Genomic DNA, 26,679 nt, shown 5'->3' on the forward strand with positions numbered 1-26,679 from the left:
CCTTGCATGCCCGGGTTGCGTCATGAATTTCATCCTGTATGCCGTGCCGTTCTTCTTCGTGCTGATCGCCGTCGAGTTGCTGGCCGATCGCTGGCGAGGCATGAGCCACTACCGTGTGGCAGATGCGATCAACAGCTTGAGCACCGGCGTACTGTCGACCACCACGGGCCTGTTGACCAAGGGCGTGGGGCTGGTGACCTACGCCTTTGCGCTGAAACACCTGGCTGTCATCGAACTGCCTGCCGACCGGGCCTGGACCTGGGTGTTTGCCTTCGTGCTCTACGACTTCTGTTACTACTGGCTGCACCGCATGGGCCATGAGCGCAACATCCTCTGGGCCGCCCATTCGGTGCACCACCAGAGCGAGGACTACAACCTGTCCACCGCGTTGCGCCAGACCAGCACCGGCTTCCTGTTGAGCTGGATCTTCTACGTCCCGCTCGCCGTACTGGGCGTGCCGCTGGTGGTCTTCGTCAGCGTCGCGGCGTTGAATCTGCTGTACCAGTTCTGGGTCCACACCCAGCACATTCCCAAGCTCGGCTGGCTGGAGTGGTGCTTCGTTACGCCGTCCAATCATCGTGCCCACCATGCACAGAACCCTCTCTACATGGATCGCAACTACGGCGGGGTGTTCATTATTTGGGACCGTCTGTTTGGCACCTTCCAGGAAGAAGACGCCAACGAACCGGTGATTTTCGGCGTGACCACGCCGCTGGCGAGCTGGAATCCGCTGTGGGCCAACCTGCAGTTCTATGCACAGCTGTGGGCCGATGCGCGGCGGGCCGGGCGCTGGTGGGACAAGCTGCGGATCTGGTTCATGCCCACCGGTTGGCGACCGGCGGACGTCGCGGCCAGGTACCCGCTGAACAAACCAGACCTGGGCCAGTTCCGCAAATTCGAAGTGCCGTTGGATGCTCGCCAGCAGTGGTACGTAGGGCTGCAGTTCTGCGCCTACATTGCCTTGGGCAGTTATCTGATGAACCTTGAAGCCAGCCTGCCGGTCGCCGCCCTGGTGCTGGGGTGGGGCGCGGTGGCGTTCGGTCTGTTCGTGTTGGGCGTGGCCCTGGAGAATCGCCCGTGGGCATTGAGGCTGGAGCTGTTGCGGCTGGCCTCGAACCTGCCGCTGGTATGGCTGGCGCCACTGGTCGGGTTGTGGCCGGCCAGCGCTGTGATGAGCCATGGGGCCTGGGCCGGGCTGCTCAGCTACAGCCTGCTCAGCGGCATCGGGCTGTATTGTTGTCGCAGCCGGTTTACTCGGTTGGCGTCGTAGGTTCGCTGGACCTGGCTTGCTCCAGGCGCTCGGCTTCGAGGACTTTCCTGGCCAGGCGCGCATTCTTGATGCGTCGGCGCAGCCACAAGACCAGGCCCAGCACCAACAGGGCACCGAGTACCCACAACTCATACTTCTTGATGCTGCCCAGCATGCCTTCGAGCACCGCGCCAAAGTGGTACGCGGCGGCGGCCAACGCCGTGGCCCAGACCGCCGCACCGATGCCGTTGAGCAACAGGTAGCGGCCCGGCGGATAGCCTGACAGGCCGATCGCCACCGGCATTACCGTGCGCAGGCCATAGACGAAACGGAAGCTCAGGACCCAGATGTCCGGGTGCCGGCGAATGTGCTCCAGCGCCCGATCCCCCATCAACTGCCAGCGCGGCTTGCGGGCCAGGAGCTTGCGCCCGTGCTTGCGGCCCAGGAAATACCACAGCTGATCGCCCGCGTAGCTGCCGCAGAACGCCACGACGACCACCAGGTTGATGTCCATGTAGCCACGGAACGCCAGGAAACCTGCGAGCACGAGGATAGTTTCGCCTTCGAAGAACGTGCCGATAAACAAGGCCAAGTAGCCGAAGTCATGCAGAAATTGTTGGAGCATTGTCTGGGTGCTGGCGAAATGAACGCGCAGCCTAACCCTTCAGGCACATTCAGGAAAGTATCGAAATGTGTCTCGACGTGAACAATTCCTACAATGACAATAACTGCGACGACAGGACGCAGGTGCACATAACTGTAATGTCTTCGTCATAATGGGCGCTTATAACTGTCACGCTCGCCCGTCAGCACGGGCTCAGGAGTCTGCCGTGAGCTTTACCCCCGCCAATCGTCTGTTCCCTGCTACCCGCTTGCGTCGCAACCGCCGTGATGAGTTCTCTCGTCGGTTGGTGCGTGAAAACGTGCTGACCACCAATGACCTGATCCTGCCGGTGTTCGTGCTGGACGGTGAGAACCGCCGCGAAGCGGTGGCGTCGATGCCCGGGGTGGAACGCCTGACCATCGACCTGCTGCTCGAAGAAGCCGCCCACTGGGTCGAGCTGGGCATTCCGGCGCTGGCGCTGTTCCCGGTCACACCGCCGACCCTCAAGTCCCTGGACGCCGCGCAAGCCTGGAACCCGCAAGGCATTGCCCAGCGCGCGACCCGCGCCCTGCGCGCGCGCTTCCCGGAGCTGGGGGTAATCACCGACGTGGCGCTGGACCCGTTCACCACCCACGGGCAGGACGGTATCCTCGATGAAGAAGGCTACGTGCAGAACGACATTACCGTCGATGCACTGGTCAGGCAGGCCTTGTCCCACGCCGAGGCCGGTGCCCAGGTGGTGGCGCCGTCGGACATGATGGACGGGCGCATCCAGGCGATCCGCGAAGCCCTCGAGGTGGCCGGCCACGTCAACGTGCGGATCATGGCCTACTCGGCCAAGTACGCCAGCGCCTATTACGGCCCGTTCCGCGACGCGGTCGGCTCGGCCCTGAACCTGGGCAAGGCCAACAAGGCCTCTTATCAGATGGACCCGGCCAACAGTCAGGAAGCCTTGCACGAAGTGGCGGCTGACTTGTCAGAAGGGGCAGACATGGTCATGGTCAAGCCTGGCATGCCCTACCTCGACATTCTTTGCCGGGTCAAAGACGAATTCAAAGTGCCGACCTTTGTTTATCAGGTCAGCGGCGAGTACGCGATGCACATGGCCGCGATCCAGAACGGCTGGTTGGGCGAAGGGGTGATCCTGGAGTCCTTGACCGCTTTCAAGCGCGCAGGCGCTGATGGAATTCTGACTTACTTTGCTGTGCGCGCTGCCCAATTGTTACGAGAGCAGAAATAGCCTCCCAGGAACTTGCGATGAATACCGAAGGACTCTCCGAAGTTGCCGTAAAAGACGCTCAACCCGTGGTCGAGCAGATTGCCGAGACACCGCCGACGCTGGAGCCAGCTGCCCCGGCGGTCGTCGAGCCCGCCCCGGCCCCGGCGATCGTGATCCCCAACCTGGATGACAGCAGCCTGTACATCCATCGGGAGCTGTCGCAACTGCAGTTCAACATCCGCGTGCTGGAGCAGGCGCTGGACGAGTCCTACCCGCTGCTGGAACGGCTGAAGTTCCTGCTGATCTTTTCCAGCAACCTGGATGAGTTTTTCGAAATCCGCGTCGCCGGGCTGAAGAAGCAGATCACCTTCGCCCGTGAACAGGCCGGTGCCGATGGCCTGCAACCGCACCAGGCCCTGGCGCGCATCAGCGAGTTGGTCCACGGCCACGTTGACCGCCAGTACGCGATCCTCAACGACATCCTGTTGCCGGAGCTGGAAAAGCACCAGGTGCGCTTCATTCGTCGCCGCAACTGGAACACCAAGATCAAGACCTGGGTGCGCCGTTATTTCCGCGACGAAATCGCACCGATCATCACCCCGATCGGCCTCGATCCAACGCACCCGTTCCCGCTGCTGGTCAACAAGAGCCTGAACTTCATCGTCGAGCTGGAAGGCATCGATGCCTTCGGTCGCGATTCCGGCCTGGCGATCATTCCGGCGCCACGCCTGCTGCCGCGCATCATCCGCGTGCCGGAAGACGTCGGCGGCCCCGGCGACAATTATGTGTTCCTGTCGTCGATGATCCACGCCCACGCCGATGACCTGTTCCAGGGCATGAAGGTGAAGGGTTGCTACCAGTTCCGCCTGACGCGTAACGCCGACCTGTCGGTGGACACCGAGGACGTTGAAGACCTGGCCCGCGCCCTGCGCGGCGAGCTGTTCTCCCGTCGCTACGGCGATGCGGTGCGCCTGGAAGTGGCCGATACCTGTCCGAAACACCTGTCCGACTACCTGCTCAAGCAGTTCAACCTGCATGAGACCGAGCTGTATCAGGTCAACGGCCCGGTCAACCTGACCCGACTGTTCAGCATCACCGGCCTGGACAGCCATCCGGAGCTGCAATACCTGCCGTTCACGCCGCAGATCCCGAAACTGCTGCAAAACAGCGAGAACATTTTCAGTGTGATCAGCAAGCAGGACATCTTGCTGTTGCACCCGTTCGAGTCGTTCACGCCGGTGGTCGATTTGCTGCGCCAGGCCGCCAAGGACCCCCACGTCCTTGCAGTGCGCCAGACCCTGTACCGCAGCGGCGCCAACTCGGAAATCGTCGATGCCCTGGTGGACGCGGCGCGAAACGGCAAGGAAGTCACGGCAGTGATCGAATTGCGCGCGCGCTTCGACGAGGAATCCAACCTGCAACTGGCCAGCCGCCTGCAAGCGGCCGGCGCGGTAGTGATTTATGGCGTGGTCGGCTTCAAGACCCACGCCAAGATGATGCTCATCCTGCGCCGTGAAGCCGGTGAGATCGTGCGTTATGCCCACTTGGGCACCGGTAACTACCACGCCGCCAACGCGCGGCTGTACACCGACTACAGTCTGCTGACCTCTGACGATGCCTTGTGCGAAGACGTCGGCAAGCTGTTCAGCCAGTTGATCGGCATGGGCAAGACCTTGCGCATGAAGAAACTGCTGCATGCGCCGTTCACCCTGAAAAAGGGCATGCTCGACATGATCGCCCGGGAGACCCAGTTCGCCCTGGACGGCAAGCCGGCCCACATCATTGCCAAGTTCAACTCGCTGACCGACCCGAAGATCATTCGTGCGCTGTACAAGGCCAGCCAGTCGGGCGTGCGCATCGACCTGGTGGTGCGGGGCATGTGCTGCCTGCGGCCGGGCATTGCGGGGGTGTCCCACAACATCCACGTACGCTCGATCATCGGGCGCTTCCTGGAACATACGCGGGTGTTCTACTTCCTCAACGGCGGTGAGGAGCAGATGTTCCTGTCCAGCGCCGACTGGATGGAGCGCAACCTCGACAAGCGGGTCGAGACCTGCTTCCCGGTAGAAGGCAAGAAGCTGATCCTGCGGGTCAAGAAAGAGCTGGAAAGCTACCTTACCGACAACACCCACAGCTGGAGCTTGCAGTCCGATGGCCGCTACATCCGCAACACGCCGACCGGCAACCAGAACCCGCGCAGCGCCCAGGCGACCTTGCTGGAGCGCTTGAGCAGCCCGGTGTTGGCGGTTCGTTAAAAAAAGGTGGGCGGCGGCAGGCTCAGCTTTTGTGGCGAGGGAGCTTGCTCCCGCTGGGCTGCGCAGCAGCCCCAACTCTTGGGAGGGCTTCGCCCTCCAGCGGGAGCAAGCTCCCTCGCCACAGGGGTTGCAGCTGAGCCACAAGGGACTCCAGCAAGCAATCAGTGGATGTTCAGCACAATCCCGACCCGTGTCAGCCATTCCGCTTCCTGGGCGAAGTCGGCTTGGGTCAGTTGGTTCTCTTCCAGCCAATTTTCGGGAAACAGCACATCCAACTGATCGCCATTGGCGTGCAGGACCACCTGGGGCATTTCCTGGGTGCCACGGATGTGATGGAACAGGATCGCAAAGCGCAGCAGCACGCACAGGCGAATCAGCTTGATGCCGTCATCGCCGAACTCGGCAAATTTATCCTTGGGAATGTTGCGTCGATGGCCGCGCACCAATAGCGCGAGCATTTGCTGGTCTTCCCGGGAGAAACCCGCCAGGTCCGAATGCTCGATCAGGTAGGCGCCATGCTTGTGGTAGTGATAGTGGGCGATGTCCAGGCCCACTTCATGGACCTTGGCGGCCCAGCCCAGCAACTCGCGCCAGACCCCGTCGTTCAAGTCCCAGTCATCGGCGACCTGGTCGAAAGCGTGCAGCGCCTTGCGTTCGACCCGTACGGCCTGTTCCTGGTCGACGTGGTAACGCTCCATGAGCGAGCCCAGGGTGCGCTCGCGCACGTCTTCGTGATGATGACGTCCCAGCAGGTCGTAGAGCACGCCTTCGCGCAGGGCGCCTTCACAGTGGTCCATGCGTTGCAGTTCGAGGGCGTCGAAAATCGCCTCGAGGATCGCCAGGCCCGCGGGGAAAATCGCCCGGCGATCGGGCTTGATGCCTTCGAAATCGATCTTGTCCGCATCGCCGAGCTTGAACACCCTGCGCTTGAGCCAGGCCAGGCCATCGGCGTTGACCTCGCCAGTGCCGTGGCCGCCGGCCTTGAGGGCCAGGCCGATGGCCCGAATGGTCCCTGAGGAACCGATGGCTTCGTCCCAGGTCAGGCGGTGCAGGGCGTGTTCGATGCTCATGATTTCCAGGCGCGCCGCGGTGTAGGCCTGGGCGTAGCGGGCCGGGGTGATCTTGCCGTCGCGGAAATAACGCTGGGTGTAGCTGACGCAACCCATCTGCAGGCTTTCGCGCAGCAGCGGTTCGAAGCGCTGGCCGATGATGAATTCGGTACTGCCGCCGCCAATGTCCGCCACCAGGCGCTTGCCCGGGGTGTCGGCCAGGGTGTGGGAAACCCCCAAGTAGATCAGGCGGGCTTCTTCACGGCCGGAAATGACTTCTACCGGATGCCCGAGGATTTCCTCGGCGCGACGGATGAACTCGCCACGGTTGCGCGCCTCGCGCAGGGCGTTGGTGCCCACGATCCGCACCGCGCCCAGGGGCATGCCGTTAATCAGCTGGGCAAAGCGCTTGAGGCAATCGAGCCCGCGCTGGATGGATTCTTCGCTCAGCTTGCGCTCTTCGTCGATGCCAGCGGCCAGTTGGACCTTCTCGCCGAGCCGCTCAAGAATACGGATTTCGCCGTTCTGGGCCTTGGCGACGACCATGTGGAAGCTGTTGGAGCCCAGGTCGATAGCAGCGATCAGGGACAGATTCTTGGCTTGGGATGGCGGCATGGTCAAAAAGTCTCGGTCGATAACCTCGCCATCCTGCCACGATCGACCGCTTACGCCAACGCACCTGAACCAAACCCTTGAGCCAGAGCAGTGTTGGCTTGGCTTCCCTGTGGCGAGGGAGCTTGCTCCCGCTGGGCCTGTAGGAGCTGTGTAGGAGCTGACGAGTGCAACGAGGCTGCGATCTTTCCACTGCCAATTGAGTCTGGAGCGAAAGATCAAAAGATCGCAGGCTTCGCCAGCTCCTACAGAACCGAGCGGGAGCAAGCTCCCTCGCCACAGAGGACTTCCTTGGCAGCAAGGATCAGGCCGGCTCGACCATCCCGATAAAATTCGCCAGCTCCGCCGTCCGCGGCTCGGCGAACAGCACCTTGGGATCGCCCACCTCATGCACCTTGCCCTGGTGCATGAACACCAGCTTGTCGCCGACTTCCCGGGCAAAACGCATTTCATGGGTGACCATGATCAGCGTCATGCCTTCCTTGGCCAGCTGGCGCACCACGCTGAGCACTTCATTGACCAGTTCCGGGTCCAGGGCCGAGGTGATTTCGTCGCACAGCAGCACTTTCGGCGACATGGCCAGGGCCCGGGCAATCGCCACCCGTTGTTGCTGGCCGCCGGACAAACGGTCGGGGAAGGCATCGAATTTCTCGCCGAGCCCGACCCGTTCCAGCATCTGTCGCGCGAGCACGGCCGCCTTGGCCTTGGGCACTTTCTGGACAACCTGCGGCGCGAGCATGACGTTCTCGCCGACCGTCAGGTGCGGGAACAGGTTGAACTGCTGGAACACCATCCCGACTTTCTGCCGCAGGCTGCGCAGGTCGGCGCGGGCCGCATCGAGGTATTCGCCGTCGACTTCGATCACGCCATCGTTGATCGACTCCAGGCCATTGAGGGTGCGCAGCAAGGTGGATTTGCCCGAGCCGCTGCGGCCGATGATCGCCACCACCTGGCCTTCCTCGACACTCAGGTCGATGCCTTTGAGCACGTGATGATCGCCGTAGTATTTATGCAGGGCGGTAATTCTAAGCAGAGGCATGCAGTCTCCTTTCCAGGTAGCGCGCACTGAGGGACAAGGGGTAGCAGAGCAGGAAATAACCGAGGGCGACCAGGCCATAGACCATGAACGGCTCGAACGTGGCGTTGGCGAGCATGCCGCCGGTCTTGGTCAGTTCGGTAAAGCCAATGATCGAGGTCACGGCCGTGCCCTTGACCACTTGCACCGAAAAGCCCACGGTCGGCGCCACGGCGATGCGCAGGGCCTGGGGCAGGATCACGTAGCGCAACTGCTCCAGCGGGTTGAGGGCCAGGCTCGCCGAGGCTTCCCACTGGCCGTGGGAAATCGAGTCGACACAACCGCGCCAGATCTCCGCCAGGTAGGCGCTGGTAAACAGCGTCAAGGCAATCGCCGCCGCCATCCAAGGGGAAATCTCCACCCCGGCCAGGGCCACGCCGAAGAACACCAGGAACAGCTGCATCAACAGCGGCGTGCCTTGGAAAAGCTCGATGTAGGTACGGGCAATGTTGCGGGGCAGGGCGCTCTTGGAGATGCGCAACACCATGATCAGCAAGCCGATCACGCCGCCACCGATAAACGCCACCAGCGACAGCGCCAGGGTCCATTGCAGGCCGGTGAGCAGGTTGCGCACCACGTCCCAGAAAGTGAAATCGCTCATCGACCGCTCCCGTTACCGCTCTTGTACAGGCAGCGGCGACCCAGCCAGTTGAGGAACTGGCGGATCAACAGCGCCATGCACAAGTAGATGAGCGTGGTCAGCGCATAGGTTTCGAACGCGCGGAAGTTGCGTGACTGGATGAAGTTGGCGGCAAAGCTCAACTCTTCGGTGGCAATCTGCGAACAGACCGCCGAGCCGAGCATCACGATGATGATCTGGCTGCTCAGGGCCGGCCAGACCTTGCCCAGCGCCGGCAACAGCACCACATGGCGGAAGGCCTCGAAGCGGCTCATCGCCAGGGCCGCGGCGGCTTCCAGTTGCCCCCGCGGGATCGCCTGGATGCCGGCGCGAATGATCTCGGTAGAGTAGGCGCCGAGGTTGATCACCATCGCCAGTACCGCCGCCTGCCATTCGGAAATCTGCAGGCCCAGGGACGGCAAGCCAAAGAAGATGAAAAACAGTTGCACCAGGAACGGCGTGTTGCGGATCAATTCCACGTACACACCGAAGATCGCCGCGAACGGCCGAATGTTCCATGCCCGCACCACGGCCCCGACGATGCCCAGGCTGACCCCGAGCAACGTGCCGATGGCCGTCAGTTCCAGGGTGAACAGCGCACCGCGCAACAGCAGCTCGGTGTTTTGCACCACCGGCAGAAAATCGAACTGATAAGCCATGCTCAGCCTCTCAAGCGACGGTCAGAGATCGGCCGGCAGCGGCTGCTTGAGCCAGGTCTGGGAATTCTTCTCCAGGCTGCCATCGGTCTTGGCGGTGGCCAGGATCTGGTTGACCTTGTCCAACAGCGCCGGCTCGTTCTTGTTCACGCCCACGTACACCGGCGAGTCCTTGAGTTTCACCTTCAGCGCCGGAACACGCTTGGGGTTGCGTTCGCTGATGGCGACCATCACCACGTTGCCGCTGGCGATCAGATCGACCTGGCCGGCCAGGTAGGCGGCGATGGTCGAGTTGTTGTCTTCGAAGCGCTTGATGGTGGTGCCTTCGGGGGCGACCTTGGTCAGCTCGATGTCTTCGATGGCGCCACGGGTGACGCTGATGGTCTTGCCCTTGAGGTCGTCCAGACCATTGATGGCGGCGTCAGGCGGGCCGAACACGGCCAGGTAGAACGGCGCGTAGGCACTGGAGAAGTCGATGACCTTTTCCCGCTCCGGGTTCTTGCCCAGGCTGGAGATCACCAGGTCGACCTTGCCGGTGGTCAGGAAGGGGATGCGGTTGGTGCTGTTGACCGGCGTCAGTTCAAGCTTGACCTTGAGCTGGTCGGCCAACAGTTTTGCGGTGTCGATGTCCAGGCCGCGGGGTTTCATGTCCGGGCCTACCGAACCGAATGGCGGGAAATCCTGGGGCACGGCGACCTTGAGGGTGCCACGCTTGACCACGTCTTCCAGGCCATCGGCGTGGGCGGGTAGCTGACAGAGCATCAGGCTGGCGAACAGGGCTGTGAGCAGGGCGCTGCAACGCTGAATCATGGCGAATCTCCGCAATCGGTGATGTGATTTCTGCGTTCGGACAGAGCACAGGCCATGCCAAGGCGACTTTTCAGCGGCCCGAGCCACGGTTTTGCTGGTGGGGAGCGGTCTTACTGGTCTGAACAGTCGCGGCATTTTTCGCACCGTTATCGAGCGTCTGTATTTGTCGCCGAACCCTGCTGGGGCACGACTTGCCGGGCGCGGCGAATAGCTTTACAACTAGCCGCTCACTGGCCCGGTTCGTCTTGAAAATCATGAATTCCATCGCTCGCGCCGTTCCTGAAGTGGCCCTGCAAGCCATCCGTAAACTGATCGTCGATGAAGGCTTCGGCCCGGGCGATGCGCTGCCCTCGCAACGGGACCTGGCGCTGCAATTGGGGGTGAGCCGGGCGTCGTTGCGCGAAGCGCTGTCATCGCTCAGTGCCTTGGGCATGATCAGCGTGCAACCGGGCAAGGGCGTGTTCGTGCAGGCTCCGGTGGAGGCTCCACGCAGCGACTCGGCGCCGGGCTGGCCGTTCGCGGCCCAGGCTTCGCCAGTGGATATCTTCCAGTTGCGCTACGCCCTGGAGGGTTTCGCGGCGGGGTTGGCGGCGGTGACCCTCAGCGCCGATGAGCTGGACAGGCTGCAAGACAATGTCGAAGCCATGCGCCGGGAGTTGAAGACCGGCGATTTCGACGCCGCCGCGCGGCTGGATTTCGAATTCCATCGACGCATCCTGTTGGCCAGCGGCAATCAGGCGATGCTGAGCATCCTTACTGCCAGCGCCGACATCTTCCTGGAAAGCCAGAAACTACCGTTCATCAGGGCGGAGCGGGCGATGGAAACGTGGCAGGAGCATCGCAAGATCCTTCGCGCCCTGGCCCGTCGGGCTTCAGGCGCTGCGCAAAAAGCCATGCAGGAACATGTACGTAACGCTGCACTGCGCACCGGGATTTCCTTCGTCGCCCCCGCGGCTTCGTGACGTCGGCCATACCCAAAGCCATCGACCGCCATAGCGAGACTCAATCAACTGCGGCTTCCTGAACCCGGGAAGGGCCGCTATGATGGGCCACGTTTTTTTGCTGACAACCCCGGAGATTTCCATGAGCAGCGATCTGATCAAACACGTTAGCGACGCTAGCTTCGAGGCTGACGTACTCAAGGCCGAAGGCGCGGTACTGGTCGACTATTGGGCTGAGTGGTGCGGTCCCTGCAAAATGATTGCCCCGGTCCTGGACGAGATTGCCGAGACCTACAAAGGCAAGCTGACCGTTGCCAAGCTGAACATCGACGAAAACCAGGAGACTCCGGCCAAGCACGGCGTACGTGGTATCCCGACCCTGATGCTGTTCAAGAACGGCAATGTCGAAGCCACCAAAGTGGGTGCGCTGTCGAAGTCGCAACTGGCTGCTTTCCTCGACGCCAACATCTAAGCGCCGAATGCCATTGAAAAAGCCCCGCAAATCGCGGGGCTTTTTCGTTATTCAGGGCTAGACGCTCGCAAACCCAGGTGTTACATTCGGCCCCGCACTGGTTTCTCCATTGCCCCCTGCAAGCCGTCGCCGACGCTCTCCTTTCGAATAAGTACGCGATCCTGTCGCCTTCTCCGCGGCGCGGCCTCATTAAGCCAAAAGCTTAATTTCCCCCCTCCATAAATGATTACGTCATTCCTATATGAATCTGACTGAACTCAAGCAAAAGCCGATTACCGAACTGCTCGAATTGGCCGAACAGATGGGCATAGAAAATATGGCCCGTTCGCGCAAGCAGGACGTGATTTTCTCCCTGCTCAAAAAGCACGCGAAAAGCGGCGAGGAAATCTCCGGTGATGGCGTGCTGGAGATTCTCCAGGACGGCTTCGGCTTTCTCCGCTCTGCAGACGCTTCCTATCTCGCCGGCCCAGACGATATCTACGTCTCGCCGAGCCAGATCCGTCGCTTCAACTTGCGCACCGGTGACACCATCGTTGGCAAGATCCGTCCTCCGAAGGAAGGCGAACGTTACTTCGCCCTGCTCAAGGTCGACACGATCAACTTCGACCGTCCGGAAAACGCGAAAAACAAGATTCTCTTCGAGAACCTGACGCCGCTGTTCCCGACCGTGCGCATGAAGATGGAAGCCGGCAACGGTTCCACCGAAGACCTCACCGGTCGAGTCATTGACCTGTGCGCACCCATCGGCAAGGGCCAGCGTGGCCTGATCGTGGCGCCGCCGAAAGCGGGCAAGACGATCATGCTGCAGAACATCGCGGCCAACATCGCCCGTAACAACCCTGAAGTTCACCTGATCGTGCTGCTGATCGACGAACGTCCGGAAGAAGTGACCGAGATGCAGCGCACCGTGCGCGGCGAAGTGGTCGCCTCGACGTTCGACGAGCCGCCAACCCGCCACGTGCAGGTTGCCGAAATGGTGATCGAGAAGGCCAAGCGCCTGGTCGAACACAAGAAGGACGTGGTGATCCTGCTGGACTCCATCACCCGTCTGGCCCGTGCCTACAACACCGTGATCCCGAGCTCCGGCAAGGTGCTGACCGGTGGTGTCGATGCCCACGCCCTGGAAAAACCCAAGCGTTTCTTCGGTGCCGCGCGGAACATCGAGGAAGGCGGTTCGCTGACCATCATCGCCACCGCGCTGGTTGAAACCGGTTCGAAGATGGACGAAGTGATCTACGAGGAATTCAAGGGCACCGGCAACATGGAGCTGCCTCTGGATCGTCGTATCGCCGAGAAGCGTGTGTTCCCGGCCATCAACATCAACCGTTCCGGCACGCGCCGCGAAGAGTTGCTGACCGCCGACGACGAATTGCAGCGCATGTGGATCCTGCGCAAGTTGCTGCATCCGATGGATGAAGTCGCTGCCATCGAGTTCCTGGTCGACAAGCTGAAAGCGACCAAGACCAACGACGAGTTCTTCCTGTCGATGAAACGCAAGTAACACGAAGCACCGTTTCAAAAAAAGGGCGCCCTAAGCAGGGCGCTTTTTTTTTGCTGTATTTGTATCAAAATAGACAACTTTCCCAGGCCGGCAGTGTCCGTGCTTGCATCATCTGGTAAACGACAAGGATCGTTATGCACACATTCGGCAACCGCCGTGACATCGACGGCTTGAGGGCTCTGGCCGTTATTCCTGTGGTGCTGTTTCACTTCGGCTTCAGCACGTTCAGCGGTGGCTTTGTCGGTGTTGACGTTTTCTTTGTCATTTCCGGTTTTTTGATAACCGGTATCCTGTTTCGCGAGATCAATGCGCAGCGTTTCAGCTTCGTCGATTTCTGGGCGCGACGTGCGCGGCGCATCCTTCCGGCCTTGAGCGTGGTGCTGGTGGCAACGCTGGCCTTGGGCTGGTTGCTGTTGACGGCCAAGGACTTTTCCGAGCTGGGCAGGGCGGTTCGTTATCAGGCGCTGTTCATATCAAACATCTTGTTCATGCGTCAGGACGGTTACTTCGAGCCCGCCTCTGATCTCAAGCCCTTGCTCCACACCTGGTCCCTGGCTGTCGAAGAGCAGTACTACATCTTCTTTCCGCTGCTGATGGTGTTGTTGATGCGCCATGTACGGCATTGGCGCTGGGTGCTGTTTGCCGTGCTGTTGGTTTCTTTCGGACTGAATGTCGCCTACATCGACCGCAAGCCTGACTTCGTTTTCTTTTCGCTGCCGACGCGGGCCTGGGAGTTGTTGTGCGGTGCAATGCTCGCGGTGTTACCTGCGTCGAAACAGGTCGTGAGGCCGTGGCGCTATCAACTCGCTGGCGTGGCCGGGCTGGCTGCGGTCCTAATAGCGGTTTTCACCTTCGACGAGACCACGCGCTTTCCGGGTTGGGCCGCCTTGCTGCCGGTGCTGGGCACTACTGCGCTGATCTGGTCTGGCGCCCAGGGTTCGACCTGGGTGGCTCAAGCGCTCAGTACCAGGGGACTTGTCTGGATTGGCTTGCTGTCCTATTCCTTTTACCTGTGGCATTGGCCGATCTACGTCTATGCCAATGCCATCTCCATCGACGGTATCCAGGCCTGGGAAGCCGCGGGCTGGATTCTGCTGGCGCTGGGCCTGGCCTGGTTGAGCTGGCGCTTCGTCGAGCTTGCGTTTCGCGAAAAGCGCGTGCTGCGCGCACGCAGGCCGGTACTGGTCGCCGGTTTGCTGGCCATGGCCGTCCTGGCGGTGACGGGGGCGGTGGTGCGCTCGGCCGATGGTTTTCCCCAACGCTTCACGGGCAAGGCGCTGGAACTTGTCCAGGCGCAGGAATGGCGGGCCGGGCAGATGAACTGCATGTTGGTGAACTCGGACAGGAACCTGGACAAGGCCTGTCTGATTGGCAGAAATAAAGACGGGCCGGCGACTCAACTGGTTTGGGGCGACAGTCACGCCGCCGCACTGTTGCCGGCCATTCAAACCAATGCCGACCGCGAGGGGCGCCCGGTATGGCTCTACAGTATGAGCGGCTGTCCACCGATCCTGGGCGATGGCCCGCGGCAGCGCTGCAAGGACTTTAACGAACGGACCATGGAACAGGTGCGTCGCCTGCAAATCAAGGACGTGGTGCTGGCATCCAACTGGAGCCTTTACATCTATGGGCGCGAGGACGGCGACAGGAAGCTATTGCTCGACCCCCGCGACAGTACCGACGCAGCTGAGGCACGTATGGCCGCAGCGCTCCAGGCGCAGGTGGCGGCGATCAGGGCGGCGGGGGCCCAGGTCTGGTTGTTCAAGGAAGTGCCGCTGCAGCGCGAGGGCGCTATCAGTCGCTTGACCAGCCTGGCCCGGGTCGGGCGTTCGGCCGAAGGATTGAGTCGTCCACTCGAGGAACACTTGGCCCGCCAGCATTTCCTGAGTGCCTTGTTCGACTCGATGAGCGCCGTCGACCCCGGTGTACACGTCATCGATCCGACCCCGCTGATGTGTGCGGGTCAACTCTGCGATATCGAGTTCAGGGGGCATTCGCAGTACAAGGACGAGGATCATCTGTCTGACATCGGCAGTGCCCGACTGGCCCCATTGTTTGCCCCGGTGCTGTTGGGTACAGCCGAAAATTGATCGTGCCGCGCACGCGCGGGCTGCTGTTTGGGCGTTAGAGCAGGTAGGATGTACGCCTATTTTCGGGGTGGCATCTCAATGAAATTCAAGGATCTTCGGGATTTCGTGCAGCAGCTTGAGCAGCGCGGCGAGTTGAAACGCATCCAGGTTCCTATCTCTCCAGTGCTGGAGATGACAGAAGTCTGCGACCGCACGCTGCGGGCCAAGGGCCCAGCGCTGCTGTTCGAGAATCCTACCGGCTACGACATTCCGGTACTGGGCAACCTGTTCGGCACGCCGGAGCGCGTGGCCCTGGGCATGGGCGCCGAAGCCGTCAGCGAACTGCGCGAGATCGGCAAGCTGCTGGCGTTCCTCAAGGAGCCCGAGCCGCCCAAGGGCCTGAAGGACGCTTGGTCGAAGCTGCCGATTTTCCGCAAGATCATTTCCATGGCGCCGAAAGTCGTCAAGGACGCGATCTGTCAGGAAGTGGTGATCGAGGGCGACGATGTCGACCTGGGCATGCTCCCGGTGCAGACCTGCTGGCCGGGCGACGTGGGGCCGCTGATCACCTGGGGCCTGACCGTTACCAAGGGCCCGAACAAGGATCGCCAGAACCTGGGCATCTATCGTCAGCAGGTGATTGGCCGCAACAAGGTCATCATGCGCTGGCTGAGCCATCGCGGCGGTGCACTGGATTATCGTGAGTGGTGTGAAAAACACCCCGGCCAGCCCTTCCCGGTGTCGGTGGCGCTGGGCGCGGACCCGGCGACCATCCTTGGCGCTGTCACGCCGGTGCCCGACAGCCTCTCCGAATATGCGTTCGCCGGCCTGTTGCGCGGCAACCGTACCGAGCTGGTGAAATGCCGCGGCAACGACCTGCAAGTGCCGGCCACCGCCGAGATCATCCTCGAAGGGGTGATCCATCCTGGCGAAATGGCCGATGAAGGTCCGTACGGCGACCACACCGGCTACTACAACGAAGTCGACAGCTTCCCGGTGTTCACCGTCGAGCGCATCACCCATCGGATCAAGCCGATTTACCACAGCACCTACACCGGTCGGCCGCCCGATGAGCCGGCTATTCTGGGTGTAGCGCTGAACGAAGTGTTCGTGCCGATCCTGCAGAAGCAGTTTCCGGAAATCACCGATTTCTATTTGCCACCGGAAGGCTGTTCGTATCGCATGGCCGTGGTGACCATGAAGAAGTCGTATCCGGGGCACGCCAAGCGGGTGATGCTCGGGGTCTGGTCGTTTTTGCGACAGTTCATGTACACCAAGTTCGTTATCGTCACTGATGACGATATCAACGCACGGGACTGGAACGACGTGATCTGGGCCATCACCACGCGCATGGACCCCAAGCGCGACACGGTGATGATCGAGAATACGCCGATCGACTACCTCGACTTCGCCTCGCCGGTGTCCGGCCTGGGGTCGAAGATGGGGCTCGATGCCACGCATAAATGGCCCGGTGAAACCACCCGTGAGTGGGGCCGGGTTATCGTCAAGGATGAAGCCGTTACCCAACGGATCGATGCCATCTGGAATCAGTTAGGAATAGATTGATGCGTGTAACCTTGCAGCCTTCCGGCGCGGTGCTGGAGATTCGGCCCGCCGAGCGGATTCTCGATGGCGCGCGGCGCCTGGGCTATGAATGCCCGCAAAGCTGCCGCAACGGCAACTGCCATGTCTGTGGCGCGTTGCTGGTGGAGGGCCGTGTGCAACAGGCGGGCGAGGTGCGCGATCACGGTGAGATCTTCACCTGCATCGCCGAGCCGCTGGAGGACTGCGTGGTGTTGTGGGATGGCGTGCTGTCGCCGGGTGAGCTGCCGGTACGCAACCTGGCGTGCCAGGTGGTCGAGTGCGCCGACGTGGGGGGCGATGTCTGGCGAGTGCGCCTGCGTGCGCCGGCCGGCAAGCCGCCGCGCTATCACGCCGGGCAGTACCTGATGATCGAGCGGGAGAACGGCGAAAAATCGGCCTTCTCCCTGGCCTCGGCGCCGCATTCGGGGCGCGAGCTGCAATTGCACGTATTGGTGCGCGAAAGCAGTGCACAATCCCTGCTGGAGCAACTGCGACGCAACCCCAGCGTGCGTATCGAGATGCCTTTTGGCGACACGCATTTGTCCGAACTGCCGGACGGACCGCTGGTTTTGATCGCCGCCGGAACCGGCATGGCGCAGATGCACAGCCTGATCGAACATTGCCGGGCGGCGGGTTTCAAGCACCCGGTGCACCTGTATTGGGGCGTGCGGCGGCCGGAAGATTTCTATGAAATCGAGCATTGGGACGAATGGAAAAAACTGCCGAACCTGTTCCTGCACAAAGTCGTCAGCGACGTGTGCGGCTGGGAAGGGCGCTGCGGCATGCTCCATGAAGCGGTGTGCGAGGACATCCAGGATCTTTGCGGCGTGCATGTCTATGCCAGCGGCTCGCCGGCCATGATCTACGCCACGCTCGATGCGCTGGTGGAAGCCGGAATGGACGCCCACCAAATGCGCGCCGACGTGTTTGCGTATGCGCCGCGGGCTTGATAGCGATTGAGCCCAAGTCTTGAATCATGCGCTTTAGTGGTCTGGTCTCGTGCGCTGTTGTGGCGAGGGAGCTTGCTCCCGCTGGGCTGCGCAGCGGCCCCAACATCTTGCGGTCGCTGCGCAACCGAGCGGGAGCAAGCTCCCTCGCCACAACCGCGCGCATGTCCACCCATTGATATAACTTCATATATTTCGTTTCGATATTTAGTCTCTAGGCTAGATACCGATAACGTATATAGAGTGCAGGATGGCATTTAACTTGCCTTGATCCCGATAAACGTCAACTGCATGACGGGCGTCCCTTCACCTTCCGACCCGCGAGGAGCCAAACGCTACCGGCCATGACCGCTATCGAATCCGCCATTCCTTGTGCCCTGTATCCACCACGACTGGAGCTGGGGCCGCAACTGACCCGTGAGCAACTGCTCGCCTCGATGCAATTGACCATGAGCCTCCACCAAGGCGGTCCGGTCTGGCTCTTTGCGTACGGTTCATTGATCTGGCGGCCCGAATGCACGGCGGTGGAGCGGATGCGCGGTCGGGTCCATGGTTATCATCGCGGTTTGTACCTGTGGTCCCACGAGCACCGCGGTACACCGGAGTTGCCCGGGCTGGTGTTCGGTCTGGATCGCGGCGGCTCGTGCAGCGGTTTCGCCTACCGATTGCCGGAGGAGAATCTCGAAGACTCGCTGTTTGCCCTGTGGCAGCGCGAGATGCCGGTCCCGTCCTATCGCCCGCACTGGCTCAGTTGCCGTCTCGAGGATGGCAGCCGGGTGCAAGCCTTGGGGTTTGTCCTGGAGCGGCACCTGCCCAGCTATGCCGGCAACCTGCCGGACCATGTGCTGAGCCAGGTGTTTGAAAGCGCCTGTGGGCGTTACGGGACCACTCGCGATTACGTCGAGCAGACCATCCACGCCCTGCGCAGCCACGCCATGCCAGACCGGAATCTGGAGGCGCGGCTCAAACGCTGCAAATCAGCGCTGGATCAGGCGACCGCTTCGCGGCTCTGACTGGCGATCTGCTTGTGCCACAGGGTTGGCGCGAGGAAGGCCATCGCCAGCAGGCAAGCGACAACCAGTAGGATGAAACCGCCATCCCAGCCGAAATAGTCCACCGTGTAGCCCATCATGGCACTGGCCGCGACCGAACCACCGAGATAACCAAACAGACCGGTAAAGCCGGCAGCCGTGCCCGCCGCTTTCTTGGGCACCAGTTCCAGCGCCTGCAGACCCACCAGCATCACCGGACCATAGATCAGAAAGCCGATCGCGAATAGCGAGATCATGTCGACCATCGGGTTGCCCGGCGGATTCAGCCAGTAAACGATCGTCGCAACCGTCACCAATGCCATGAACACCATGCCCGTCAGGCCACGGTTGCCCCGGAAGATCTTGTCCGACATCCACCCGCACAGCAGCGTGCCGGGAATGCCGGCCCACTCGTACAGGAAGTAAGCCCAGGACGTCTTGTCGAAGTTGAAGTGCTTGACCTCTTTAAGGTAGGTCGGCGCCCAATCCAGGATGCCGTAGCGCAACAAGTAGACGAAGACATTGGCCAGCGCGATGAACCAGAGCATTTTGTTGCGCAGCACGTATTTGACGAAGATGTCCTTGGCACTGAATTCTTCTTCGTGGCTGGCATCGTAGCCTTCCGGGTAATCGTTCTTGTACTTCTCGATGGGGGGCAAGCCGGTCGATTGCGGCGTGTCGCGCATGACAATGAAGGCAAATACAGCGACCAGCAGCGCCACCGCTGCCGGTACGTAGAACTTGCTGTGCCAGTCGTTGAACCAGCCCATGCCGAGTATTGCCAGTGGCCCGATCAGGCCGCCGCCGACGTTGTGGGCGGTGTTCCAGACCGAAACCACACGACCGCGTTCTTTCTGCGACCACCAATGCACCATGGTGCGCCCGCTAGGTGGCCAACCCATGCCTTGGGCCCAGCCGTTGATGAACAACAGGATGAACATCATGGTCACGCTGGAGGTTGCCCACGGTGCGAAACCGAAGACAAACATGACAGCGGCGGACACGATCAGGCCAAAGGGCAGGAAATAACGCGGATTGGAGCGGTCGGACACGATGCCCATCAAAAACTTGGAAAGGCCGTAGGCGATCGCGATCGCCGACACTGCCACCCCCAGTTGGCCTTTTGTATAGCCTTGGGCGATCAGGTCCGGAAACGCCAGGGTGAAGTTCTTGCGCAGCAGGTAGTAACCCGCATACCCAATGAAAATCCCGGCGAAGATCTGCCAGCGAAGGCGTCGATAGGTGCTGTCTATTTTTTCTTCAGGCAATGGAGCCTGATGGGCAGCAGGGCGAAAGAAAGCAAACATTCAAGAGCTCCATTTTTTTTATTTTGACCGCGGATGCGAATGTTACAGTTTCGTTACCGAAAATAGCATCGGTTCGCAGCAACAAAAAAGCGCGAATGTTGGAGATATTGTGTTCTTTTGTGAACATGTCGCTCAGGTATAAATGAAGGGCGGTATGGGAATGGCGAAACCGGGTCGCAGGGTTACGGCCCGGTATAGAAACAGGACTGGTACGCAATCAGCGAACCTGAATCACCACTTTTCCGACCGCCTTGCGTTGGCCAAGATCATTGATGGCTTGTGCCGCATTGCTCAGCGGGTAAACCTGCGACACCAGCGGCTTGAGCTTGCCCTCGGCGAACCAGCCAAACAATTGCTGGAAGTTGGCGGCGTTGTCCTGGGGCTGGCGTTGGGCGAAGGAGCCCCAGAACACGCCCACCACGGCGGCGCCCTTGAGCAGGGCGAGGTTCACCGGCAATTCGGGGATGCGTCCGCTGGCAAAGCCCACCACCAGCAACCGGCCGTTCCAGGCGATGGCGCGGATGGCCTGGTCGAACAGGTCACCACCCACCGGGTCGTAGATCACGTCGGCGCCCTGGCCGTCGGTGAGGCGCTTGATTTCATCCTTGAGACTGGTTTCGCTGTAGTTGATCAATTCGTCGGCGCCGGCCGCCTTGGCCACGGCGAGTTTCTCTGCGCTGCTGGCGGCGGCGATCACCCGGGCGCCCATGGCTTTGCCGATCTCCACTGCCGCCAGGCCGACACCACCGGATGCGCCGAGCACCAGCAGGGTTTCGCCGGGTTGCAGGTTGGCCCGTTGCTTGAGGGCGTGCATCGAGGTGCCATACGTCATGCTGAAGGCGGCGGCAGTGTTGAAGTCCATGGATGCGGGGACCGGCAACACGTTGTAGCCAGGTACCGCCACTTGTTCGGCAAAGCTGCCCCAGCCGGTCAACGCCATGACCCGGTCGCCGACCTTCAAGTGGCTGACTTTCTCTCCCACTTCGCTGACGACGCCCGCCGCTTCGCCACCGGGTGAGAAGGGGAAGGGTGGCTTGAATTGGTATTTGCCCTCGATGATCAGCGTGTCAGGGAAGTTCACCCCGGCGGCATGCACGTCCAGCAGCACTTCGTTCTTCTTGGCGACGGGGCTGGCGACGTCTTCCAGCACCAGCGATTCGGCGGGACCGAATTCTTTGCACAGCACGGCTTTCATCAGGGCTATTCCTTTGGGAGTGATGGCCGATAAGTGTAGGTGTGAGAGACAACGGGTCAACGAGCATGCCCTGCCCTGATAGCCGGCCATAAGCTTGTGCTTGAACGGCGGGGCGGTATGCTGGGCCGCAAACCGGATGAGGAATCAATTGTGAAAGCGTGGATCATGTTGATGCTGGCCCTGTCGTTGCCTGTGGCAGCGATGGCCGAAGAGGGCAAGGAAGCAAAGGAAGGTGAGGCGCCGAAGGTCAGCTACATCACCCTCAGCCCACCCTTTGTCGGCAACTATGGGCTCGACGGTTCGGCGAAGCTGAGGGTCTACAAGGCCGATGTGGCCCTGCGCGTGACGGGGGATGCTGCAGCCGCGGCGGTCAAGGCCAATGAGCCGTTGATTCGCAACCAGTTGGTGGCGCTGTTCGCCCAGCAGACCACCGAGGCCATGAACAACCTGGAAGCCAAGGAAAAACTGCGCCAGGAAGCGTTGAAGCAGACCCAACAGGTGATGAACGACGAAACCGGCAAGCCGATGGTCGATGACCTGTTGTTCAACAACCTGATCATTCAGTAAACCGGCTCGATCGCAGCCTTTGGCAGTGCCTGGGCTTTTGGCGCTGCCCAAGGCTGCTTTTTTTCGTCAAGACGCCAGGCTTTTCCGAAACCGGGCCAGGGCGATGGCAAAGAACAATAGTCCGATGGCCGCCAACGCCAGCAGGTCCGTCCAGATCACGCTGGGGCCGGCATCGCGGAACAGGATCGCCGCGCTGAGGCTGACGAAATGCGTCGAGGGCGAGCCCTGCATCACCCATTGCAACCATTGCGGCATGCTGTCCAGCGGTGTACTGCCGCCCGACAACAGCAGCATCGGGATGATGACCGGGATCGCCAGCAAACCGAATTGCGGCGTCGAACGGGCGAGGGTGGCGAGGAAGATGCCCAGTGAGGTGCTGGCGAACAGGTAGAGTGCTGTCACCAACAGGAAGAGCACCATGGAGCCGGCGAGTGGAACCCCCAGGGCGAACTTGACGATGATTTCCAGCGACGCCCAGGTGCACAGCACCACCACCAGCAGGTTGCTCCAGATTTTCGCCAGCATGATTTCCACTGCCGTCAGCGGCAGCACCAGCAAGTGGTCGAGGGTGCCGTGCTCACGCTCGCGCAACAGCGCGGTCCCCGTCAGGATGATCGCCAGGATCGTGATGTTGTTGACGATCTGGATCACCGCCAGGAACCAGCCACCTTCCAGGTTGGTATTGAACAGCGAACGCGTGGTCAGCCTCACGGGCGTTGCTTCGCTCGTTTGTGCCTGGCCGGCGTAGGTCGTCAGTTCCTGTTGGAAAATCCGTCCGATGTAGCCGGCGCCCATGAACGCCTGGCTCATGGCCGTGGCATCGACGTTGAGTTGCAGCGTCGGTTCACGTCCTGCGAGCAGATCGGCCTGGAAGTTGGCGGGCACGTTGATGACAAAGGTGTAGCGGCCACTGTCCATGACCTTGTCCAGTTCGGCATAGGGCAAGGCCACCGGGTTCTGGAACTCCGGCGGTTGCAGGACCTGGGCCAATTGGCGCGAGAGATGGCTCTGGTCTTCGTCCACTATGGCGACACTGGCGTTGTGGACGCCGATTACCGAACCGGCGGCCGGCATGTAGATCGCCACCGTGAAGGCGTAGCCCAAAAACAGCAGCAGAACGGAGTCGTACCTCAGGCTGGTCAGTTCCTTGAGCCCCAGACGCCAGATATGTGAAAGCGTGTGCATCAGGCCTCCTGCTTTTTCAGCATGATCAGGCTGAGCCCGGTGAAGGCCAGGAAAAACCCGCCCAGCGCCAGGCATTGCGGCCATAGCTGGCGCAGATCCAGGGCCTTGGTGAAGGTGCCGACGGCGATATCCAGGAAGTAACCGGCGGGAAACAACTGGCCCATCACCGCGGCCGCACCGTCCAGGGACGAGCGCGGCACGATCAGCCCCGAGAACTGGATGGTCGGCAGGCTGGTGATGATCATGGTGCCGAGGATCGCCGCGATCTGGGTGCGGGTGAACGCTGAGATCAGCAGCCCCATGCTGGTGGTTGCCAGTACATAGAGCAGGCCGCCCACCGCCAGCGTCAGGCCGCTGCCCTTGAACGGCACGCCGAACAGCCAACGGTTCATCGCTGTCAGCAGGGCCAGGTTGATCAGGCTGACCGCCAGGTAGGGCACTTGTTTGCCCAGCAGGAACTCCAGGCGAGTCAGCGGCGTGGCGTAGAAATTGGTGATCGAGCCTAGTTCCTTCTCCCGCACGATGCCCAGCGCCGTCAGCATGGCCGGAATGAACGCCAGGATCAGCGCCATGACCCCCGGGCCGATGGCGTTGACGCTGACCACGTCCTGGTTATAACGAAAGCGCGTCTCCAGCGTCGCGCCGGGTTGCCGGTTCGGCGCGCGGCTACTGAGTTCAGCCAATTGCTCAAGGTTGGCCTGGTGCACGGCCTGGACGTAGTTGCGACTGGTCTCGGCCCGGAACGGTATGCCGCCGTCCAGCCAGGCGCCCACTGTCGGTTGGCGGCCGGCATACAGGTCACGCCCGAAACCGGGGGGTATTTCCAGGGCCAGCTTGATCTCCGAGCGCTGCAAACGGCGATGCAGCTCTTTCGCGTCGAGAATGATCGGCTGCTCCTCGAAGTAGCGCGAGCTGCGGAACGCTTCCAGGTAGGCACGGCTTTGCGGGCTCTGATCCTGGTCATACACGGCGAAGGCCAGTTTCTCCACATCCAGGGAAATACCGAAGCCGAAGACCACCATCATGAACAAGGCGCCCAGCAGGGCGAAAGCCATCCGTACTTTGTCGCGCAGCAACTCCTTGCCTTCCCTGCTGGCAACGGCCCACAGGCGACCGAGGCTCAGGCCGCGCCGATCCCGGGGGGCGTCGGCACTGTCGAGGGTCACGGGAGCGGCGTCTTGCTGCGTCTGGCCCTGGGCCTTTTCCAGGCAGGTGACGAACGCAGCTTCCAGCGTCTGGCCATTGAACTGCGCCTGCAAGGCCGCCGGCGTATCGCAGGCCAGGACCTTGCCGGCGTGCATCAGCGAAATGCGATCGCAGCGCTGGGCCTCGTTCATGAAGTGCGTGGAAAGGAAAATCGTCACGCCCTGTTCGCGAGACAACTCGATCAACAGCCGCCAGAAGTCATCCCGCGCAGCCGGGTCGACACCTGACGTCGGCTCATCGAGGATCAGCACTTCCGGGCGATGCAACACCGCCACGGCCAGGGACAAACGCTGACGCAGGCCCAACGGCAGCGCGCCGGAAGGCTGGTCGGCCAGGGCCTGGAGATTGAAGCGCTGGATCAGTTCGTCGATGCGCTGGCGACTGTCCGTCGTGGGCAGGTCGAAGAGTTTGGCGTGCAGTTCCAGGTTCTGGCGCACGCTCAGTTCGCCGTACAGCGAAAAGCTCTGGGACATGAAACCCACCCGCTTGCGGGTAGCGAGGTCCTTGGCGTTGACCGGGTTGCCCAGCAGCCGGGCGCTGCCTTCGCTGGCGGGGATCAGTCCGGTCAGCACCTTCATGGTGGTGGTCTTGCCGCAACCGTTGGAACCCAGGAACCCGAAGATCTCGCCGCGACCAATCGCGAAGCTGACGTTGTCGACGGCGGTGAAATCACCGAAGCGCAAGGTGAGGTCGTGGGCTTCGATGGCAATGTCGGCGGTGCTGGCGCTCCTGGGGGGGATCACCAGCGGTTCGGCGTCGCGACCGCTGTCGCCCTGGAAATGGGTGAAGGCCGAGTCGAGCTTGCCGTCCGGGGTGACCTTGGCCAGCTCCGCACTCAAGCCCTTGGCGATCAGGCGACCGTTGTCGAGCATCAGGCAATGCTCGAATTGTTCGGCCTCTTCCATGTACGCGGTGGCGACCAGCAGGGTCAGTTGCGGGCGTTGTCGACGCACGTCTTCTATCAGCTCCCAGAAGCGTCGTCGGGACAGCGGGTCCACGCCGGTGGTGGGTTCGTCGAGAATCAGCAGGTCCGGTTCATGGATCAGTGCGCAACACAGGCCCAGCTTCTGTTTCATGCCGCCGGACAGTTTGCCTGCCGGGCGATCGGCAAACCGCTGCAGATCGGTGGCCAGCAGCAGAGTACCCATGCGTTGTTCGCAGTCTGCCCGCGATAACCCGAACAACGTGCCGAAGAACCGGATGTTCTCGCGTATCGACAGGTCCGGGTAGAGGTTGCCCCCCAGCCCTTGGGGCATGAAGGCAATGCGTCGGTAGAGGGTGTTGCGATGGCGTCGGTCGTCGATCGAGGCGCCGAGCACGTCCAGTTGGCCGTGCTGGAGTTTCTTCACGCCGGCAATCAGCCCCAGCAGGCTCGACTTGCCGGCGCCGTCCGGGCCGATCAGGCCGCAGCGAGTGCCGACGGGCAGGCTGAAGTCGATATCGCTCAACGCCACCTGCTGGCCGTAGCGATGCTCGATGCCCGAGGCGTGCAATGCCTCGCCGAGGGCGGTGCTCATTGCAGGTTGGCCGGCCAGTCGATGGGGGCGGTGCGTACATAGCCGGCGCCGGGCATGCCAGGTTTGGCCTGGGGCACTTCGCCGGGTTGGGTCAGGCGTACTTTGACGCGGAACACCAGTTTCTGGCGTTCATCACGGGTCTCGACTTCTTTGGGTGTGAACTGGGATTTGGCGGCGACGAAGCTGACCTTGGCCGGCAGCGGCCGCTCGGGCAGGGCGTCGAGCAGCAGGCGCGCTTCATTGCCCACCGCCAGTTTCCCGGCCACCGAGGCCGGCAGGTAGAGGTTCATGTATTGGTCGTTCGGATCGATCATCAGCAGCACCCGGCCGCCGGCGCCCAGCACTTCTCCCGGCTCGGCCAGGCGCAATTGGATCACGCCGTCAAGGGGTGCCCGCAACGTGCTGTCGTCAATTTCGCTGGTGAGTTGCGCCACTTGTGCCTGGGTCGCGCCGATGGCGGCCGTCGCCGCCGAGACCTGGGCCCGGGCAGCGTTGACCGCAGCGTTGGCGGTGTCGACGCGGGCTTGCTGCTGGTCGATGACCTGGGCGCTGGCGTAACCGCGCTTGAACAGTTCCTGGCTGCGCTTGAGTTCCTGGTGAGCGAGCAATTGTTCGCTCTGGCGCAACTGCACGTTGGCCTCGGCGGCGGCGAGGTTCTGCCGGGCACGCACCACTTCGGCCTCGGCCTGGTTGCGCTGGGCCTCCAGGGTGCGGGTGTCCATGCGCGCCAGCACTTGGCCCTTGATGACGTTGTCGCCTTCGTCGACATGCACTTCGGCCAGGCGCCCGGGTGTCTTGCTGGCAATCTGCACCTCGGTGGCCTCCAGGCGGCCATTGCCCATGCTCAAGCCTTCCGGCAGGCGATCGTGACGTGACTTCCAATAGCCGAAACCGCCAGCGGCCAGCAACACAGTCATCAAGGCGAGGGCAAAAAAACGAGAGGTACGATGGTTCGTCGACATATCCAGCATCCTGCGGCTATAGCATCGAAGTCTGCGGGATCAGCGAC

Annotated in this window: 22 protein-coding genes; 11 read left to right on the plus strand and 11 right to left on the minus strand. The window is 61.7% G+C overall.

Annotated elements, in window-relative coordinates; translation table 11 throughout:
* The first annotated feature begins 22 nt into the window (after positions 1–22).
* Complete coding sequence (locus LQ215_RS05305; RefSeq protein WP_230147688.1) at positions 23–1,270, plus strand: sterol desaturase family protein; 1,248 nt, start codon at positions 23–25, stop codon at positions 1,268–1,270.
* Here LQ215_RS05305 and LQ215_RS05310 read toward each other — a convergent pair.
* Entirely contained in the window at positions 1,251–1,874 is a 624-nt protein-coding gene (locus tag LQ215_RS05310; protein WP_230147690.1) for a DedA family protein, read from the minus strand. The two genes, LQ215_RS05305 and LQ215_RS05310, sit on opposite strands and share 20 nt — an antisense overlap.
* Before the next feature lie 205 nt (positions 1,875–2,079).
* Between LQ215_RS05310 and hemB the strand changes: the two genes are divergently transcribed.
* The gene (gene hemB / locus LQ215_RS05315) at positions 2,080–3,093 is read left to right on the plus strand and encodes a porphobilinogen synthase (protein WP_230147692.1); all 1,014 of its coding nucleotides are present in this window, start codon (positions 2,080–2,082) and stop codon (positions 3,091–3,093) included.
* A gap of 17 nt (positions 3,094–3,110) precedes the next feature.
* On the plus strand, positions 3,111–5,327 hold the full coding sequence (ppk1, locus tag LQ215_RS05320) for a polyphosphate kinase 1 (RefSeq protein WP_230147694.1): 2,217 nt from the start codon (positions 3,111–3,113) through the stop codon (positions 5,325–5,327).
* 161 nt (positions 5,328–5,488) lie between these two features.
* Here the strand turns inward: ppk1 and ppx are convergent, their stop codons facing one another.
* The 5 genes from ppx to LQ215_RS05345 all read right to left on the minus strand — a co-directional run bounded on the left by ppx (position 5,489) and on the right by LQ215_RS05345 (position 10,148).
* Positions 5,489–6,991, minus strand: coding sequence for an exopolyphosphatase (ppx, locus tag LQ215_RS05325; protein WP_230147696.1), 1,503 nt, complete (start codon positions 6,989–6,991; stop codon positions 5,489–5,491).
* A 301-nt stretch (positions 6,992–7,292) separates the two neighbouring features.
* The gene (locus LQ215_RS05330) at positions 7,293–8,027 is read right to left on the minus strand and encodes an amino acid ABC transporter ATP-binding protein (RefSeq protein WP_230147698.1); all 735 of its coding nucleotides are present in this window, start codon (positions 8,025–8,027) and stop codon (positions 7,293–7,295) included.
* Positions 8,014–8,664 carry an amino acid ABC transporter permease gene (locus tag LQ215_RS05335; RefSeq protein WP_003206735.1) on the minus strand — a complete coding sequence of 217 codons (651 nt, stop codon included), beginning with the start codon at positions 8,662–8,664 and terminating at the stop codon, positions 8,014–8,016. Before LQ215_RS05335 ends, LQ215_RS05330 begins: the two co-directional genes overlap by 14 nt.
* A complete protein-coding gene (locus tag LQ215_RS05340; protein ID WP_230147700.1) occupies positions 8,661–9,341 on the minus strand; it encodes an amino acid ABC transporter permease in 681 nt (226 codons plus the stop codon). The genes LQ215_RS05335 and LQ215_RS05340 overlap by 4 nt, the downstream gene beginning before the upstream one ends.
* Before the next feature lie 21 nt (positions 9,342–9,362).
* Positions 9,363–10,148, minus strand: a complete 786-nt coding sequence (locus tag LQ215_RS05345) for a transporter substrate-binding domain-containing protein (protein WP_230147702.1) — start codon at positions 10,146–10,148, stop codon at positions 9,363–9,365.
* A 254-nt stretch (positions 10,149–10,402) separates the two neighbouring features.
* Here LQ215_RS05345 and LQ215_RS05350 point away from each other — a divergent pair, with 254 nt between their 5' ends.
* The 7 genes from LQ215_RS05350 (at position 10,403) to LQ215_RS05380 (ending at position 18,675) form a co-directional block, all read left to right on the plus strand.
* The gene (locus LQ215_RS05350) at positions 10,403–11,110 is read left to right on the plus strand and encodes a FadR/GntR family transcriptional regulator (RefSeq protein ID WP_230147704.1); all 708 of its coding nucleotides are present in this window, start codon (positions 10,403–10,405) and stop codon (positions 11,108–11,110) included.
* A 121-nt stretch (positions 11,111–11,231) separates the two neighbouring features.
* Positions 11,232–11,561, plus strand: coding sequence for a thioredoxin TrxA (gene trxA, locus LQ215_RS05355; protein WP_003206727.1), 330 nt, complete (start codon positions 11,232–11,234; stop codon positions 11,559–11,561).
* Positions 11,562–11,802: 241 nt separating this feature from the next.
* Positions 11,803–13,062 carry a transcription termination factor Rho gene (rho, locus tag LQ215_RS05360; RefSeq protein ID WP_003177350.1) on the plus strand — a complete coding sequence of 420 codons (1,260 nt, stop codon included), beginning with the start codon at positions 11,803–11,805 and terminating at the stop codon, positions 13,060–13,062.
* A gap of 134 nt (positions 13,063–13,196) precedes the next feature.
* Positions 13,197–15,152: an acyltransferase family protein gene (locus tag LQ215_RS05365; RefSeq protein ID WP_230147706.1), complete on the plus strand. Its 1,956-nt coding sequence runs from the start codon at positions 13,197–13,199 to the stop codon at positions 15,150–15,152.
* A 78-nt stretch (positions 15,153–15,230) separates the two neighbouring features.
* The gene (gene ubiD / locus LQ215_RS05370) at positions 15,231–16,697 is read left to right on the plus strand and encodes a 4-hydroxy-3-polyprenylbenzoate decarboxylase (RefSeq protein ID WP_230147708.1); all 1,467 of its coding nucleotides are present in this window, start codon (positions 15,231–15,233) and stop codon (positions 16,695–16,697) included.
* Positions 16,697–17,665 carry a CDP-6-deoxy-delta-3,4-glucoseen reductase gene (locus tag LQ215_RS05375; RefSeq protein ID WP_230147710.1) on the plus strand — a complete coding sequence of 323 codons (969 nt, stop codon included), beginning with the start codon at positions 16,697–16,699 and terminating at the stop codon, positions 17,663–17,665. Before ubiD ends, LQ215_RS05375 begins: the two co-directional genes overlap by 1 nt.
* 341 nt (positions 17,666–18,006) lie before the next feature.
* Positions 18,007–18,675: a gamma-glutamylcyclotransferase gene (locus tag LQ215_RS05380; protein WP_230147712.1), complete on the plus strand. Its 669-nt coding sequence runs from the start codon at positions 18,007–18,009 to the stop codon at positions 18,673–18,675.
* On the opposite strand, the gene glpT is transcribed toward LQ215_RS05380, so the two are convergent.
* A complete protein-coding gene (glpT, locus tag LQ215_RS05385; protein WP_230147714.1) occupies positions 18,651–20,000 on the minus strand; it encodes a glycerol-3-phosphate transporter in 1,350 nt (449 codons plus the stop codon). The genes LQ215_RS05380 and glpT overlap by 25 nt on opposite strands.
* A gap of 217 nt (positions 20,001–20,217) precedes the next feature.
* Positions 20,218–21,195, minus strand: coding sequence for an NADPH:quinone oxidoreductase family protein (locus tag LQ215_RS05390; protein ID WP_230147716.1), 978 nt, complete (start codon positions 21,193–21,195; stop codon positions 20,218–20,220).
* Between the two features lie 150 nt (positions 21,196–21,345).
* Here LQ215_RS05390 and LQ215_RS05395 point away from each other — a divergent pair, with 150 nt between their 5' ends.
* Positions 21,346–21,762, plus strand: coding sequence for a flagellar basal body-associated protein FliL (locus LQ215_RS05395; RefSeq protein WP_003206698.1), 417 nt, complete (start codon positions 21,346–21,348; stop codon positions 21,760–21,762).
* Positions 21,763–21,828: 66 nt separating this feature from the next.
* Here LQ215_RS05395 and LQ215_RS05400 read toward each other — a convergent pair whose 3' ends face one another.
* From LQ215_RS05400 to LQ215_RS05410, 3 genes are read right to left on the minus strand one after another with little or no spacing between them, the layout of a single operon-like run.
* Positions 21,829–22,947 carry an ABC transporter permease gene (locus LQ215_RS05400; RefSeq protein ID WP_230147718.1) on the minus strand — a complete coding sequence of 373 codons (1,119 nt, stop codon included), beginning with the start codon at positions 22,945–22,947 and terminating at the stop codon, positions 21,829–21,831.
* A complete protein-coding gene (gene rbbA / locus LQ215_RS05405; RefSeq protein ID WP_230147720.1) occupies positions 22,947–25,670 on the minus strand; it encodes a ribosome-associated ATPase/putative transporter RbbA in 2,724 nt (907 codons plus the stop codon). Before rbbA ends, LQ215_RS05400 begins: the two co-directional genes overlap by 1 nt.
* Positions 25,667–26,632 carry an HlyD family secretion protein gene (locus LQ215_RS05410; RefSeq protein WP_230147722.1) on the minus strand — a complete coding sequence of 322 codons (966 nt, stop codon included), beginning with the start codon at positions 26,630–26,632 and terminating at the stop codon, positions 25,667–25,669. Before LQ215_RS05410 ends, rbbA begins: the two co-directional genes overlap by 4 nt.
* Between the last annotated feature and the right edge of the window lie 47 nt (positions 26,633–26,679).

This window comes from Pseudomonas brassicacearum, assembly GCF_918698105.1.
GTDB lineage: Bacteria > Pseudomonadota > Gammaproteobacteria > Pseudomonadales > Pseudomonadaceae > Aquipseudomonas > Aquipseudomonas brassicacearum_F.

Excerpts from the sequence above, each read along its gene's own strand:
- LQ215_RS05340 (WP_230147700.1), bottom strand. The coding sequence starts at position 9,341 with ATGGCTTATCAGTTCGATTTTCTGCCGGTGGTGCAAAACACCGAGCTG.
- LQ215_RS05305 (WP_230147688.1), top strand. The coding sequence starts at position 23 with ATGAATTTCATCCTGTATGCCGTGCCGTTCTTCTTCGTGCTGATCGCC.
- rho (WP_003177350.1), top strand. The coding sequence starts at position 11,803 with ATGAATCTGACTGAACTCAAGCAAAAGCCGATTACCGAACTGCTCGAA.
- rbbA (WP_230147720.1), bottom strand. The coding sequence starts at position 25,670 with ATGAGCACCGCCCTCGGCGAGGCATTGCACGCCTCGGGCATCGAGCAT.
- ubiD (WP_230147708.1), top strand. The coding sequence starts at position 15,231 with ATGAAATTCAAGGATCTTCGGGATTTCGTGCAGCAGCTTGAGCAGCGC.
- LQ215_RS05400 (WP_230147718.1), bottom strand. The coding sequence starts at position 22,947 with ATGCACACGCTTTCACATATCTGGCGTCTGGGGCTCAAGGAACTGACC.
- glpT (WP_230147714.1), bottom strand. The coding sequence starts at position 20,000 with ATGTTTGCTTTCTTTCGCCCTGCTGCCCATCAGGCTCCATTGCCTGAA.
- LQ215_RS05380 (WP_230147712.1), top strand. The coding sequence starts at position 18,007 with ATGACCGCTATCGAATCCGCCATTCCTTGTGCCCTGTATCCACCACGA.
- LQ215_RS05410 (WP_230147722.1), bottom strand. The coding sequence starts at position 26,632 with ATGTCGACGAACCATCGTACCTCTCGTTTTTTTGCCCTCGCCTTGATG.
- LQ215_RS05345 (WP_230147702.1), bottom strand. The coding sequence starts at position 10,148 with ATGATTCAGCGTTGCAGCGCCCTGCTCACAGCCCTGTTCGCCAGCCTG.
- LQ215_RS05330 (WP_230147698.1), bottom strand. The coding sequence starts at position 8,027 with ATGCCTCTGCTTAGAATTACCGCCCTGCATAAATACTACGGCGATCAT.
- LQ215_RS05335 (WP_003206735.1), bottom strand. The coding sequence starts at position 8,664 with ATGAGCGATTTCACTTTCTGGGACGTGGTGCGCAACCTGCTCACCGGC.
- ppk1 (WP_230147694.1), top strand. The coding sequence starts at position 3,111 with ATGAATACCGAAGGACTCTCCGAAGTTGCCGTAAAAGACGCTCAACCC.
- LQ215_RS05350 (WP_230147704.1), top strand. The coding sequence starts at position 10,403 with ATGAATTCCATCGCTCGCGCCGTTCCTGAAGTGGCCCTGCAAGCCATC.
- trxA (WP_003206727.1), top strand. The coding sequence starts at position 11,232 with ATGAGCAGCGATCTGATCAAACACGTTAGCGACGCTAGCTTCGAGGCT.
- LQ215_RS05390 (WP_230147716.1), bottom strand. The coding sequence starts at position 21,195 with ATGAAAGCCGTGCTGTGCAAAGAATTCGGTCCCGCCGAATCGCTGGTG.
- LQ215_RS05365 (WP_230147706.1), top strand. The coding sequence starts at position 13,197 with ATGCACACATTCGGCAACCGCCGTGACATCGACGGCTTGAGGGCTCTG.
- LQ215_RS05375 (WP_230147710.1), top strand. The coding sequence starts at position 16,697 with ATGCGTGTAACCTTGCAGCCTTCCGGCGCGGTGCTGGAGATTCGGCCC.
- ppx (WP_230147696.1), bottom strand. The coding sequence starts at position 6,991 with ATGCCGCCATCCCAAGCCAAGAATCTGTCCCTGATCGCTGCTATCGAC.
- LQ215_RS05310 (WP_230147690.1), bottom strand. The coding sequence starts at position 1,874 with ATGCTCCAACAATTTCTGCATGACTTCGGCTACTTGGCCTTGTTTATC.